A 14,606-nucleotide genomic window follows, 5' to 3' on the forward strand; every position below is an offset into this window, starting at 1 on the left:
CTCAATCGCCGGCAAGCCGGCTCCCACAATGAGCGCGCCAACCCTGTGGGAGCTGCGGTTCGCCGACGCATCTTTCGACTGGAGACCCCAATGTCCAATCCGCTGGTAATCCCCTGCCCCCACTGCAACGGCCTCAACCGCATCCCCGCCGAGCGCCTGGGCGACACCCCGAAATGCGGCCGCTGCAAACAAAACGTGCTGCTGAGCACCTCGTTCGAGCTGACCGAAGGCAACTACGCCGCCCAGATCAAAGGCGACCTGCCGCTGCTGCTGGATGTCTGGGCCGACTGGTGCGGCCCGTGCAAGAGCTTCGCCCCGACCTTCGAACAAGCCGCGCGCCAGCTGTCGGGCCGCTGCCGCCTGGCCAAGCTCGACAGCGAGGCAAACCGCAACCTGGCTGGCCAGTTGGGTATCCGCTCGATCCCCAGCCTGATCCTGTTCAGGAACGGCCGCGAAGTGACCCGCCAGGCCGGCGCGTTTCCACTCCAGTCATTGCTGGAGTGGCTGCGCAGCCAAGGTATCTAGGCGCTACGCTCCAGCAGATCATGCAGCTCGACGAACTGCTGGGTCAGCTTGTGCCGTGGCTCCAGGTGGATCAGCGGCAGGCTGGCGTGGTGCGACTCACGCATCTTCACCGAACTGCCGAGGTAAACCGGTAGCACCGGCAGGCCCTCGGCCAGCAGTTCGTCGAGCATCTGCTGGGGCAGGCTGGCGCGGGACTGGAATTGGTTGACCACGATACCCTCGACCATCAGGTCGTCGTTGTGGTCTTCCTTGAGCTCATCGATCTCGGCCAGCAGGCCATACAGGGCCTGGCGCGAGAAGCTGTCGCAGTCGAAGGGGATCAGCACGCGATCGGCCGCGATCAATGCGGAAACCGCGTAAAAGTTGAGTGCTGGAGGGGTATCGATATAGATCCGCTCGTAATCCTCGTCCAGCTCATCGAGCAGTTTGCGCAGCTTGTTGATCTTGTGCTTGGCCTCGAGCTTGGGCTGCAGGTCGGCCAGCTCGGGGGTGGCAGTCACCACGTGGAGGTTGTCGAAAGGGGTTTCGTAGATATCGACCTTGTTCTTCTTGGCGAACGGCCCGCTGGACAGCGACTGCTTGAAAAAGTCGGCGATACCCATGGGAATGTCGTCGCCGGTCAGGCCGGTGAGGTACTGGGTCGAGTTGGCCTGGGCATCAAGGTCGATCAGCAAGGTCCGGTAGCCTTCACTGGCACTGACCGCCGCTAGATTGCAGGCAATGCTCGACTTGCCCACGCCACCTTTCTGATTGAACACCACGCGCCGCATGTCAGACCTCCGTGTATCAACGAATGCCCGAGTATGTGGCCAGCGCGGCGGTTTAGCCAGCACCTTCGGGCTGCTCAAGCCCGGCCAGCAACGCGACGAAGGCATTGGCCATGGCCGAGCCAGACGCTTCGCGGCGCACCAGCCACACGGCGGTCATGGCCTGCTCGTCGAGCAGTGTGCGATACACCACACCCTCGATGCGCATGCGCTGGAACGACGCTGGCAGCACTGACACACCCAGCCCCGCCGAGACCAGGCCGATGATAGTCATCGCCTCCCCGGCCTCCTGGGCAAAATGTGGGCTGAAACCCGCCTGGCGCGCCAGGCTCAGCAATTGGGCATGCAAGCCGCTGCCATAGCTGCGCGGAAAGAACACGAAGGGCTCGTGGGCCAGGGCCTGCATGTACAGCCCCTGCTCGCTGCCGCTGGCCAGCGGGTGCGATGCGTTGAGCACGGCCACCAGGGGTTCGCGGAACAGTTCGGTACAAACGATCCCGTCCGGCAGAGGCATCGGCCGCATCAGGCCTACTTCGATGGACTCGTCGAACACCGCCTCCACCACTTCACGGCTGCTCATTTCTTCCAGATTCAGATGCACCGAGGGGAAACGCTGGCGAAAGGCGTGAATAGCCTGGGGAATCCGCGAGGTGAAAGGCGCCGACGAGGTGAAGCCGATCTTCATCTCGCCCAACTCGCCCAATTGCGCACGCCGGGCCACGTCGGCGGCCTTTTCCACCTGGGCCAGGACTTGCCGGGCCTCTTCGAGGAACAACCGCCCGGCCTCGCTGAGCTCGACCCGACGGTTGGTGCGCTCGAACAGTCGTGCGCCCAGCTCCTGTTCCAGGGCCTGGATCTGCTGGCTCAGCGGCGGTTGCGAGATGCCCAGTTGCTGGGCCGCGCGGCCGAAGTGCAGCTCTTCGGCCACAGCGATGAAATAACGCAGGTGACGCAGCTCCATGGTCGGCTCCGAACAGGTCGTTAAACGTCTTAAACAGGTCGAACAATATATTGGATCTAATCATTAGCCAGCTATATGATTTTTCCATCGCAACGCCCCGAGGTACCGCTCCTGTGAGATCCGCCGTCGCCCCCCTGCCCATCGAGCCCGACCCTGTCGTCAACGACATCTGGATCGAGAAAGGCACACCCGCCTTCATGAAGACCGTGCTGGCGCTGTTCAGCGGCGGCTTTGCCACCTTCGCCCTGCTGTACTGCGTGCAGCCCATGATGCCGCTGCTGTCGCAGGAGTTCGCCATCAACGCCGCGCAGAGCAGCCTGGTGCTGTCGGTGTCCACCGCCATGCTCGCCATCGGCCTGCTGATCACCGGCCCCATTTCCGACCGTATCGGGCGCAAGCCGGTGATGGTCTTCGCCTTGCTGTGCGCGGCTTTGGCGACCCTGGCCAGCGCGGTGATGCCGAGCTGGGAGCTAGTGCTGGCCACGCGGGCACTGGTGGGCTTGTCGCTGAGCGGCCTGGCCGCGGTGGCGATGACCTACCTGAGCGAAGAGATCCACCCGCAGCACATTGGCCTGGCCATGGGGCTGTATATCGGCGGCAATGCCATCGGCGGCATGAGCGGGCGGCTGATCACCGGCGTACTGATCGACTTCGTCAGCTGGCACACGGCGATGCTGGTGATCGGCGGCCTGGCCCTTGTGGCGGCCGTGGTGTTCTGGAAGGTGCTGCCCGAATCGCGCAACTTCCGGGCTCAATCATTGAAACCCCGCAGCCTGCTGGACGGTTTCGTCATGCACTTCAAGGATGCCGGGCTGCCCTGGCTGTTCCTCGAGGCCTTCCTGCTGATGGGCGCCTTCGTCACCTTGTTCAACTACATTGGCTATCGCTTGCTCGCCGGCCCCTACCATATGAACCAGGCGCTGGTCGGCCTGCTGTCGGTGGTGTACCTGTCGGGGATCTACAGCTCTGCGCAGGTCGGCGCGCTGGCCGACAAGCTCGGGCGGCGCAAGGTGTTCTGGGCCAGTATCGTGGTCATGGCCGGCGGCCTGCTCATGACATTGGCCAACCCGCTGGCCATGATCATTCTCGGCATGCTGGTGTTCACCTTCGGCTTCTTTGGCGCGCATTCGGTGGCCAGCAGCTGGATCGGCCGCCGAGCGCTGAGGGCCAAGGGGCAAGCTTCTTCGCTGTACCTGTTCAGCTATTACGCGGGGTCGAGTGTCGCCGGGACGGCGGGCGGGGTGTTCTGGCACCAGTGGGGCTGGAACGGTATCGGGCTGTTCATCGGCAGCCTGTTGGCGGTGGCGTTGCTGGTGGCGTTGCATTTGAGCAGGTTGGCACCGAAGACTGCCTGAGTGGGGCTGCTTTGCAGCCCAATCGCCGCGGTTCGTCGCCACGACAAGCCGGCTCCCACAACCTTTTGGGAGCCGGCTTGCCGGCGATGAGGTCCTTGGATCAGTTGATGATCTCGACGATATCCACATCCACCTCACGGCTCATCAGGTGCTTTTCCACCTCGCCGGTCAGCTTGACCTTGGTCTTGTCGTTGAACGGGGTCGCTGGCAGGTCTTCGTCGTCGATCTCGACGGTGATGGTGCCGGTGTTGTCCTTGAACTCGTACTTGTCGTCGTTGTTGATCTTCTTGGTCACGTAGCCTTGCAGTACCACCGGGGTGTCGTCGGCGGCATCGTTGGCGGCAGCCACCGTGGTCACGGACTGGGCACCGGGGCCTGTGTAGCCGGCGGCCAGGGCGGCGGTGCTGAACAGTGGGGCGAGAATCAGGGGCAGGTAATGGGCTTTCATGGTGATCGGGTCCTGTTTGCGTTTTGATGGCACCAGATTACCGACGATCGCTGAATTGAAACTTAATACAACAAAAAGCCCGGCACTTGGCCGGGCTTTTTGCGTTGCACACCGGTTACTGGTGGTACTGCGCCGAAAGCTCGTGCACGGCGTTGATGAATACGCCGGCGTGCTCCGGGTCGACTTCCGGGGTGATGCCATGACCCAGGTTGAACACGTGGCCGCTGCCCTTGCCGTAGCTGGCCAGGATGCGCGCCACTTCCTTGCGAATCGCCTCGGGGTTGGCGTACAGCACGGTCGGGTCCATGTTGCCCTGCAACGCGACCTTGTCCCCGACGCGGCGGCGGGCATCGCCGATCTCGCAGGTCCAGTCCAGGCCCAGCGCGTCAGCACCTGCATCGGCGATGCTTTCCAGCCACAGGCCGCCGTTCTTGGTGAACAGGATCACGGGCACCTTGCGCCCTTCGTGCTCGCGGATCAGGCCGCTGACGATCTTGCGCATGTAGGCCAGGGAGAATTCCTGGTAGGCCGCCGCCGACAGGTTGCCACCCCAGGTATCGAAGATCTGCACCGCCTGGGCGCCCGCCTGGATCTGCCCGTTGAGGTAGCTGGTGACCGACTGCGCCAGCTTGTCCAGCAGCAGGTGCAGGGCCTGCGGGTTGTCATAGGCCATGGCCTTGATCTTGCGGAAGTCCTTGGACGAACCACCTTCCACCATGTAGGTGGCGAGGGTCCACGGGCTGCCGGAGAAGCCGATCAGCGGGACGCGGCCGTTGAGCTCGCGGCGGATGGTGCTGACCGCGTCCATCACGTAGCCCAGGTCCTGCTGCGGGTCGGGGATCGGCAACGCTTCGATGTCGGCCAGGCTGCTGATGACTTTCTTGAAGCGCGGGCCTTCGCCGGTCTCGAAGTACAGGCCCTGGCCCATGGCGTCGGGGATGGTGAGGATGTCCGAGAACAGGATCGCCGCGTCCAGCGGGTAGCGGTCCAGCGGCTGCAGGGTGACCTCGCAGGCGAACTGCGGGTTCATGCACAGGCTCATGAAGTCACCGGCCTTGGCGCGGCTGGCGCGATACTCCGGGAGGTAGCGGCCGGCCTGGCGCATCATCCATACCGGGGTGACGTCTACGGGTTGCTTGAGCAGTGCACGCAGGAAACGATCGTTCTTCAGGGCAGTCATGTCGGCATCCGGAAAAAAAGTGCGGGCATTTTCTCAGACGCGGACGCAAAAGGCACGGCCATGGCCATGCGTTTTGTCTATCAGGTGCCATGGATCAAGCATTTTTGTATACAAAACGAGGTCCTGGGGTTGCATCTGATGGCCTCATCGCCGGCAAGCCGGCTCCCACAGGGTAAGGCACTGCCTTTGTGGGAGCCGGCTTGCCGGCGATGAGGCCGGTTCAGGCAACATCAGACTTCGAGGTAATCCAGAATGCCTTCGGCTGCGGTACGCCCTTCGAAGATCGCCGTCACCACCAGATCCGAACCCCGCACCATGTCACCACCGGCAAACACTTTCGGGTTGCTGGTCTGGTGCTTGAACTTGCCCTTCTCCGGAGCCACCACGCGGCCCTGGCTGTCCATCTGGATACCGAACTGCTCGAACCACGGCGCCGGGCTAGGGCGGAAGCCGAAGGCGATCACCACGGCGTCGGCCGGCAGGATCTCCTCGGAGCCCGGGATCGGCTCGGGGCTGCGGCGACCACGGGCATCCGGCTCGCCGAGACGGGTCTCGACCACCTTCACGCCCTCGACCTTGTCCTCGCCGACGATGGCGATGGGCTGGCGGTTGTAGAGGAACTTCACGCCCTCTTCCTTGGCGTTCTTCACCTCTTTGCGCGAACCCGGCATGTTGGCCTCGTCACGGCGATAGGCACAGGTCACCGACTTGGCGCCCTGGCGGATTGAGGTACGGTTGCAGTCCATAGCGGTGTCACCACCGCCAAGCACCACGACCTTCTTGCCCTGCATGTCGACGAAGTCTTCCGGCGACTTCTCGAAACCGAGGTTGCGGTTGACGTTGGCGATCAGGAAATCCAGCGCGTCGTGCACGCCCGGCAAGTCCTCGCCGGGGAAGCCGCCCTTCATGTAGGTGTAGGTGCCCATGCCCATGAACACCGCGTCGTACTCGGCGAGCAGTTGCTCCATGGTGATGTCGCGGCCCACCTCGGTGTTCAGGCGGAACTCGATGCCCATGCCGGTGAAGACTTCGCGGCGATTGCTCAGCACGGTCTTTTCCAGCTTGAACTCGGGGATGCCGAAAGTCAGCAGGCCACCAATCTCGGGGTTGCGGTCGAATACCACCGGGGTTACGCCGGCACGTACCAGCACGTCGGCACAGCCCAGGCCGGCCGGGCCGGCGCCGATGATGGCGACACGCTTGCCGGTCGGCTTGACCTTGGACATGTCCGGGCGCCAGCCCATGGCGAACGCGGTGTCGGTGATGTACTTCTCCACCGAACCGATGGTGACCGCGCCGAAGCCGTCGTTCAAGGTGCAGGCACCCTCGCACAGGCGGTCCTGCGGGCACACACGGCCACAGACTTCCGGCAGGGTGTTGGTCTGGTGCGACAGCTCGGCTGCCGCCAGGATGTTGCCCTCGGAAACCAGCTTCAACCAGTTGGGGATGAAGTTGTGCACCGGGCATTTCCACTCGCAATACGGGTTGCCGCAGCCCAGGCAGCGGTGCGCCTGCTCCACGGACTGCTGCGGCTTGAAGGGTTCGTAGATCTCGACGAACTCCTTCTTGCGCTGGCGCAGCAGCTTCTTCTTGGGGTCTTTGCGCCCCACTTCGATGAACTGGAAGTCGTTGCTCAGACGTTCAGCCATTTTTCAAAACCTCTTAACAGCAGCTGCAAGCTACAAGCTGCAAGCCGCAAGACGATCACTTAAGCCGGGCAAACCTCGAAGCGCATTTACTTGCAGCTTGAGGCTTGCCACTTGCAGCTGTTCTTACTGCGGGTTGGCACGGGTGCTGGACAACAGGTGCTTGAGGTTGGCCGCCTTCGGCTTGACCAGCCAGAAGCGCCGCACGTAGTCGTCCAGGTTCTCCGAGAGCTCACGCCCCCACTCGCTGCCGGTCTCCTCCACATACTCGCCCAGGACCCGCGCCAGGTGGCTGCGGTAGGCTTCCATCGCCTCACCACTGATACGCTGGATTTCCACCAGCTCGTGGTTGAGTTTGTCGAAGAAGCTGTTGTCCATGTCGAGCACGTAGGCGAAGCCGCCAGTCATGCCAGAACCGAAGTTGTAACCGGTCTTGCCCAGGACGCAGACAAAGCCGCCGGTCATGTATTCACAGCAGTGATCGCCGGTGCCCTCGACCACAGCGTGGGCGCCGGAGTTACGTACAGCGAAGCGCTCGCCCGCGGTGCCTGCGGCGAACAGCTTGCCGCCGGTGGCGCCATACAGGCAGGTGTTGCCGACGATGGCGCTGTGCTGGGTTTCGAACGGGCTGCCGGCCGGTGGGACGATGGTCACTTTGCCCCCGGTCATGCCCTTGCCGACGTAGTCGTTGGCGTCGCCTTCCAGGTGCAGGTTCAAACCACCAGCGTTCCACACGCCGAAGCTCTGGCCCGCGGTGCCCTTGAAGCGGAAGGTGATCGGCGCCGCGGCCATGCCCTGGTTGCCGTGCAGCCTGGCGATTTCGCCAGAGATGCGCGCACCGATGGAACGGTCGCAGTTGCAGATGTCCATGGCGAATTCGCCACCAGCCATGTCGCGGATCGCCGGCAGGGCCATGGCGACCATCTTCTCGGCCAGTTCGCCCTGGTCGAACGGCGGGTTCTTGTCCACTTGGCAGAACTGCGGCTTGTCGGCCGGGATGTGCGAGCTGCCCAGCAGCGGCGACAGGTCGAGGTGGCCCTGGCGCTCGGTGTCGCCCGGCAGCACATCGAGCAGGTCGGTACGGCCGATCAGCTCGCCCAGGCTGCGCACGCCCAGCTTGGCCAGCCACTCACGGGTCTCTTCGGCGACGAAGGTGAAGAAGTTGATCACCATGTCGACAGTGCCGATGTAGTGGTCCTTGCGCAGTTTGTCGTTCTGGGTGGCCACGCCGGTGGCGCAGTTGTTCAGGTGGCAGATGCGCAGGTACTTGCAGCCCAGGGCGATCATCGGCGCGGTGCCGAAGCCGAAGCTCTCGGCGCCGAGGATCGCAGCCTTGATCACGTCGAGGCCGGTTTTCAGGCCGCCGTCTGTCTGCACCCGCACCTTGCCGCGCAGGTCGTTGCCGCGCAGGGTCTGGTGGGTTTCAGCCAGGCCCAGTTCCCACGGGGCGCCGGCGTACTTGATCGAGGTCAGCGGCGAAGCGCCGGTGCCGCCGTCGTAGCCGGAAATGGTGATCAGGTCGGCATAGGCCTTGGCCACGCCGGCGGCGATGGTGCCCACACCGGCTTCGGCAACCAGCTTGACCGAGACCAGCGCCTTAGGGTTGACCTGCTTGAGGTCGTAGATCAGCTGGGCCAAGTCTTCGATCGAGTAGATGTCGTGGTGCGGCGGTGGCGAAATCAGGGTCACGCCCGGTACGGCGTAGCGCAGCCTGGCGATCAGGCCGTTGACCTTGCCACCTGGCAGTTGGCCGCCCTCGCCGGGTTTGGCGCCCTGGGCGACCTTGATCTGCAGCACTTCGGCATTGACCAGGTATTCCGGGGTCACACCAAAGCGGCCGGTGGCCACCTGCTTGATCTTCGAGCTTTTGATGGTGCCGTAGCGGGCCGGGTCTTCACCACCCTCGCCGGAGTTGGAACGCGCGCCCAGGCGGTTCATCGCCTCAGCCAAGGCTTCGTGCGCCTCTGGCGACAGCGCACCCAGCGAGATGCCGGCGGAGTCGAAGCGCTTGAGGATCGCGTCCAGCGGCTCGATTTCATCCAATGGCAGGGCCTGGTCGGCCACTTTCACTTTCAGCAGGTCGCGGATCATCGACACCGGACGCTGGTCGACCAACGTGGTGTATTCCTTGAACTTGGCGTAGTCGCCCTGTTGCACGGCGGCCTGCAGGGTGTTGACCACGTCCGGGTTGTAGGCATGGTATTCGCCACCATGGACGAACTTGAGCAGCCCACCCTGCTGGATCGGCTTGCGCGCGCTCCAGGCTTCGGCGGCGAGCAGCTTCTGGTCGCTCTCCAGGTCTTCGAAACGCGCACCCTTGATGCGGCTCGACACGCCCTTGAAGCTCAGGCCAACCACTTCCTCGGACAGGCCGATGGCTTCGAACAGCTGCGCGCCACGGTACGAGGTGATGGTGGAGATACCCATCTTCGACAGGATCTTCAGCAGGCCCTTGGAGATGCCCTTGCGGTAGTACTTGAATACCTCGTCCAGATCACCCAGCACTTCGCCGGTGCGGATCAGGTCGGCCAGCACTTCGTAGGCCAGGTACGGGTAGACGGCCGAGGCACCGAAGCCCAGCAGCACAGCGAAGTGGTGCGGGTCGCGGGCAGTGGCGGTCTCGACCAGGATATTGCTGTCGCAGCGCAAGCCCTGTTCGGTCAGGCGGTGGTGCACCGCACCGACGGCCAGCGAGGCGTGTACCGGCAGTTTGCCCGGGGCAATGTAGCGGTCGCTGAGCACCAGCTGGGTCTTGCCGCCGCGCACCGCTTCTTCGGCCTGGTCGGCGATATTGCGGATGGCCGCTTCAAGGCCGAGGCTTTGCTCATAGTTGAGGTCGATCAGCTGGCGGTCGAAACCTTCGCGCTCCAGGTTCATCAGCGAACGCCACTTGGCGGGCGAGATGACCGGCGAGCTGAGGATCACCCGCGAGGCATGCTCGGGGGACTCCTGGAAGATGTTGCGCTCGGCGCCCAGGCAGATTTCCAGGGACATCACGATCGCTTCGCGCAGCGGGTCGATCGGTGGGTTGGTCACCTGGGCGAACTGCTGACGGAAGAAATCGTACGGCGAACGCACACGCTGGGACAGCACGGCCATCGGTGTGTCGTCACCCATCGAGCCGACCGCTTCCTGGCCCTGCTCACCCAGAGGGCGCAGCACCTGGTCACGCTCCTCGAAGGTGACCTGGAACATTTTCATGTACTGCTTGAGCTGGTCAGCGTCGTAGCTGGCCACGCCCTGGTCGTCGCTCAGCGTCGCCTGGATGCGCGTGGCGTGCTGGCGCAACCAGCGCTTGTACGGATGGCGCGACTTCAGGCGGTTGTCGATGGCGTCGGTGTCGAGGATCTGACCGGTCTCGGTATCGACAGCCAGGATCTGGCCTGGGCCGACACGGCCCTTGGCCAGGACTTCCTCAGGCTGATAACCCCATACGCCGATTTCCGAGGCGATGGTGATGTAGCCGTTGGTGGTGGTCACCCAACGCGCCGGGCGCAGGCCGTTGCGGTCGAGCAGGCACACCGCGTGGCGGCCTTCGGTCATGACGATACCGGCCGGGCCATCCCACGGCTCCATGTGCATGGAGTTGTATTCGTAGAAGGCGCGCAGGTCGGCGTCCATGGTCTCTACGTTCTGCCAGGCTGGCGGTACCAGCATGCGCACCCCGCGGAACAGGTCGATGCCACCAGTGACCATCAGCTCGAGCATGTTGTCCATGCTGGATGAGTCGGAACCGACGCGGTTGACCAGCGGGCCGAGCTCTTCGAGGTCAGGGATCAGGTCGTTGGCGAACTTGGTGCGCCGGGCCATGGCCCAGTTGCGGTTGCCGGTGATGGTGTTGATCTCGCCGTTGTGGGCGAGGAAGCGGAAAGGCTGCGCCAGCGGCCACTTCGGCAAGGTGTTGGTGGAGAAGCGCTGGTGGAACACGCAGATTGCGGTCTGCAGGCGCTCGTCACCGAGGTCCGGATAAAACGCCGCGAGATCGCGCGGCATCATCAGGCCTTTGTAGATGATGGTCTTGTGCGAGAAGCTGCAGATGTAGTGGTCGGCGTCATGGGCGTTGGCCACGGACGAACGGCGACGGGCACTGAACAGCTTGATGGCGAATTCCTGATCGCTCAGGCCTTCGCCGCCGATGAACACCTGTTCGATCTGCGGCAGGCGCTCCAGGGCCAGGCGGCCAAGGACGCTCGTATCGATCGGCACCTTGCGCCAACCCACCAGCTTGAGGCCGGCGTTAACGATCTCGCGATCCATGTTGGCGCGGGCGGCTTCGGCTTTGACCGGGTCCTGGTTGAAGAACACCATGCCGACGGCGTACTGCCTGGGCAGCTCGACGGCGAAGTGCTCCTGGGCCACGGCGCGCAGGAATTGATCGGGCTTCTGCATGAGCAGACCGCAACCGTCGCCGGTCTTGCCGTCGGCGTTGATGCCGCCGCGGTGGGTCATGCAGGTCAGCGCCTGCATGGCGGTTTGCAGAAGGTGGTGACTCGGCTCGCCCGTCATATGGGCGATCAGGCCGAAACCACAGTTGTCCTTGAATTCTTCGGGATGGTACAGACCTGTTTTCATAGACACTTTCTCACCAGGTTCACCTCTCAACCGGAGGCAAATCTCTTTTTTAACAACCACTTACCATCCACGCCGATCAAATGCCAGCTTTTTTGCGGTGGCCATGGAAAACCATTGTTGCACAGCGACAGCGACGCCCACAAATTTTCATGTCTCACAATTGAAAATTTATGTCGCAATTTTGAATGTTTTTAAGTCGTACACCGTGATAGCGGCTTGACTGGAGTCTGAAGCGTTTCAGCCATGACTGCAAGAAAGGGCTTGTGGCCGGCAGTCTGGGACAGAAAAGCCTGCCGCGCTCAGGCGCAGCAGGCTAGTTGAAAGCTAGAAAGTCGCTCAGCAACTGGGCGGCGGGGTGATGCCGCCCGGAAGGTATCAGCGGGCCGTGGCCAGCTCTTGTTGGACGCTGCCCACGGTACGTGGCCAAGGTTTACCAGCCTGGACCTTGGCTGGCAAGTTCTTGATTGCCGCAGCGGCGGCGTCGCGGCTGGCGAAGTTGCCGTAGGTCACCACGTACAGCGGCTTGCCCTGCAGGTTTTTCCTGAAGTAGCGATAGTCGCCACCCTGCGCCTTGACGAACGACTGCGCCGACGCCTCGGAACTGGTGCCGAAGATCTGTACCACATAATTGCCGGGCTTCTGGCCCGCGTACCAGCTGCTGTTGCCGGCGCCGCCGGCAGCCGGTTTCTCGACGGGTTTGGCTGCAGGCTTGGCGCTCGCGACCTGGGTCGGGGCCGGGGCTGGCTTGGCAGGTGCAACCGGTTTTGCCGGTTGGGTTGCTACAGGTTTTGTCGCAGGCGCAACCGGCTGTACCGGGGCGCTGGTCACCGGCTGGGCCGGGGCCGGCGCAGGACTGGCGGTGGCACCTTGCGGCGGCGCGATGGTGGTCACGGTCGGCGGCACGGCAGCCGATGGCGTGGCTGGCTGCAGCGCAGTGTTGTCGGCCGGCCCGCCGTCTTCACCTTCACCCATGCCAGCGGCCTGGGCCAGCGGTTCGCGCATCACCGGCTGCGACTGACCGACCAGCGGCAACGGCATCGGCTGCGAGGAGCCGGAGAACTCGATGGCGGGCGCGCCGCCGTTGCCGCCCTGGCCCAGGGGCAATTGGGCCTGGGCAGCGGGGGGCGCGTCGGCTGGGGCCTTGTCGCCTTTCTTGGGCATCAGGACCGCAGCGCCAACGGCGACCACGACCACTGCGGACAACGCGAGCACGTGTTTCTTAGGCATTTTGAACCCCATGGATGGTCGCTTGACCGTGGTACGGCTGGCGATCATGGCTTCGATCAAGGTATCGCGGGCGACCTGGTTGATGTTCCCAGGCCAACCGTCGGAGTTTTCGTGGATGTCGACGATCTGCTCGGCGGTGAACACCTCGATGCCCCGGCCAGCACCCTCCAGGCGCTGCTCCAGGTACTCGCGGGTTTCTTCCTCGCTGTACGGGGCCAGTTCAATGACGTGGAATCGCTCGCCATCGGCATTGAGCTCATCCAACCCGGCGATCAGCGAAGGCTCGCCGAACAGGAACACGTGCGGGCGCCCTTCAGCTACGCCTGCCGCCAACTCCAGCAACGCTTGGAGTGCCGACTCGTCAAGTTGTTCCGCATCGTCCACCAGCAGATAGACTTCCTGGCCGGTCAGCGCCAGTTGCACCACCTGCGACAGGATCGCCTGCACTTCCGGCTGCGCCACGCCCAGCGACTGCGCCACCTGGCCGAGCACGCTGGCCGCGTCGCTGGCGCCACGGGCGGATACCACCACGCTTTGCACCGACTGCTTGTTGGTGCTGGCCACCAGCGCCTGGCGCAGCAAAGTCTTGCCGCTGCCCACAGGGCCGGTGACCGCCAGCATCAACTGGCTGTAACGCGCCAGGTGGTGCAGCTGGCCAAGCACTGGCTTGCGCTGGGCGGGAAAGAACTTGAAACCGGGCACCCGTGGTGCGAACGGATCGTGGCTCAGCTGGTAATGATCGAGAAACGCCTCATCGGCATGCAGACTGGTCATTGCGTTGTCACAACCTCAAAGCTGGGCCACGATCGCGCGGTAATCCGCCGCCAGCGTGGCCTGAAGAATCTCTGTCGAATAGTCGTCGGTGACGACGGCCTCGCCCAGCTGGCGCAGCAGCACCAGGCGCAGGCGCCCGTCGAGCACTTTCTTGTCGACCGCCATGTGCTCCATGAAATGCGCCGGGGTCATTTCCTGTGGTGGCACCACCGGCAATCCTGCGTCCTGCAGCAGGCGAATTCCGCGATCACGCGCCGGCTGGTCGATCCAGCCCAGGCGCATGGACATTTCCAGGGCCATGACCGTGCCGGCCGCCACGGCTTCGCCGTGCAGCCAGACGCCATAACCCATGTGTGTTTCGATGGCATGGCCGAAGGTGTGGCCAAGGTTGAGCGTGGCACGCACGCCCGATTCGCGCTCATCAGCACCAACCACGGCGGCCTTGGCCGCGCAGGAGCGACGGATGGCCTCGGTCAGGGCGACGGAGTCCAGGGCACGTAGCGCCTGCATATTGTCCTCGAGCCAGGCGAGGAATGGCTTGTCGCAGATCAGGCCGTACTTGATGACTTCGGCGAGACCGGCGGACAACTCACGCGCAGGCAAGGTTTTCAGGCTGGTAGTGTCGATCAGCACTGCGTTGGGCTGGTAGAAGGCACCGACCATGTTCTTGCCCAGCGGGTGGTTGATGCCGGTCTTGCCGCCCACCGAGGAGTCCACCTGGGACAGCAGCGTGGTGGGCACCTGGATGAAGTCGACCCCACGCTGGTAGCAGGCCGCGGCAAAGCCGGCCATGTCACCGATCACCCCGCCACCGAGGGCGACCACGGTGGTGCGCCGGTCATGACGCGCGGTCAGCAGGGCATCGAAGATCAGTTGCAGGGTTTCCCAGTTCTTGTGGGCCTCGCCGTCGGGCAACACCACTGGCAGCACCGAGTAGGCACCCAGGGTCTTGCTCAGGCGTTCGAGGTACAGGGGCGCGACGGTCGCGTTGGAGACGATGGCGACCTGCCGGCCGGCAATATGCGGCGCCAGCAGCTCGGGCTGGTCAAGCAGGCCTTCGCCAATGTAGATCGGGTAGCTACGCTCGCCCAGGTCGACCTTAAGTGTCTGCATGTATCCCCACAATGTACTTGGGCGCGGTGGCGCTGTGG

10 protein-coding genes are annotated in these 14,606 nt (G+C 63.7%); 2 read left to right on the top strand and 8 right to left on the bottom strand.

Features of this window, described 5'->3' with window-relative positions; genetic code table 11:
- The first annotated feature begins 90 nt into the window (after positions 1 to 90).
- Positions 91 to 525: a thioredoxin TrxC gene (trxC, locus tag ACVWY1_RS15060; RefSeq protein ID WP_102681765.1), complete on the top strand. Its 435-nt coding sequence runs from the start codon at positions 91 to 93 to the stop codon at positions 523 to 525.
- On the opposite strand, the gene ACVWY1_RS15065 is transcribed toward trxC, so the two are convergent.
- Together ACVWY1_RS15065 and ACVWY1_RS15070 are read right to left on the bottom strand one after the other, a co-directional pair.
- Positions 522 to 1,295 carry a ParA family protein gene (locus tag ACVWY1_RS15065; RefSeq protein ID WP_094011035.1) on the bottom strand — a complete coding sequence of 258 codons (774 nt, stop codon included), beginning with the start codon at positions 1,293 to 1,295 and terminating at the stop codon, positions 522 to 524. The two genes, trxC and ACVWY1_RS15065, sit on opposite strands and share 4 nt — an antisense overlap.
- 52 nt (positions 1,296 to 1,347) lie before the next feature.
- Positions 1,348 to 2,253: a LysR family transcriptional regulator gene (locus ACVWY1_RS15070; protein ID WP_277502233.1), complete on the bottom strand. Its 906-nt coding sequence runs from the start codon at positions 2,251 to 2,253 to the stop codon at positions 1,348 to 1,350.
- A gap of 113 nt (positions 2,254 to 2,366) precedes the next feature.
- Between ACVWY1_RS15070 and ACVWY1_RS15075 the strand changes: the two genes are divergently transcribed.
- Entirely contained in the window at positions 2,367 to 3,608 is a 1,242-nt protein-coding gene (locus ACVWY1_RS15075) for an MFS transporter (protein WP_431196982.1), read from the top strand.
- A 100-nt stretch (positions 3,609 to 3,708) separates the two neighbouring features.
- Here ACVWY1_RS15075 and ACVWY1_RS15080 read toward each other — a convergent pair whose 3' ends face one another.
- The 6 genes from ACVWY1_RS15080 to aroB all read right to left on the bottom strand — a co-directional run bounded on the left by ACVWY1_RS15080 (position 3,709) and on the right by aroB (position 14,568).
- A complete protein-coding gene (locus ACVWY1_RS15080; protein WP_457378455.1) occupies positions 3,709 to 4,056 on the bottom strand; it encodes a YgiW/YdeI family stress tolerance OB fold protein in 348 nt (115 codons plus the stop codon).
- A gap of 115 nt (positions 4,057 to 4,171) precedes the next feature.
- Positions 4,172 to 5,236 carry a uroporphyrinogen decarboxylase gene (gene hemE / locus ACVWY1_RS15085; protein WP_139674130.1) on the bottom strand — a complete coding sequence of 355 codons (1,065 nt, stop codon included), beginning with the start codon at positions 5,234 to 5,236 and terminating at the stop codon, positions 4,172 to 4,174.
- Positions 5,237 to 5,466: 230 nt separating this feature from the next.
- Positions 5,467 to 6,885: an FAD-dependent oxidoreductase gene (locus tag ACVWY1_RS15090; RefSeq protein WP_046853848.1), complete on the bottom strand. Its 1,419-nt coding sequence runs from the start codon at positions 6,883 to 6,885 to the stop codon at positions 5,467 to 5,469.
- A 123-nt stretch (positions 6,886 to 7,008) separates the two neighbouring features.
- The gene (gene gltB / locus ACVWY1_RS15095; protein ID WP_277502234.1) at positions 7,009 to 11,454 is read right to left on the bottom strand and encodes a glutamate synthase large subunit; all 4,446 of its coding nucleotides are present in this window, start codon (positions 11,452 to 11,454) and stop codon (positions 7,009 to 7,011) included.
- Between the two features lie 375 nt (positions 11,455 to 11,829).
- Positions 11,830 to 13,455 (bottom strand): AAA family ATPase, encoded by a 1,626-nt coding sequence (locus tag ACVWY1_RS15100; RefSeq protein ID WP_457378456.1) that lies wholly within the window; start codon positions 13,453 to 13,455, stop codon positions 11,830 to 11,832.
- 15 nt (positions 13,456 to 13,470) lie between these two features.
- A complete protein-coding gene (gene aroB / locus ACVWY1_RS15105) occupies positions 13,471 to 14,568 on the bottom strand; it encodes a 3-dehydroquinate synthase (protein ID WP_457378457.1) in 1,098 nt (365 codons plus the stop codon).
- Positions 14,569 to 14,606 lie beyond the last annotated feature (38 nt).

The sequence above is a fragment of the Pseudomonas sp. TE6288 genome (assembly GCF_054062095.1).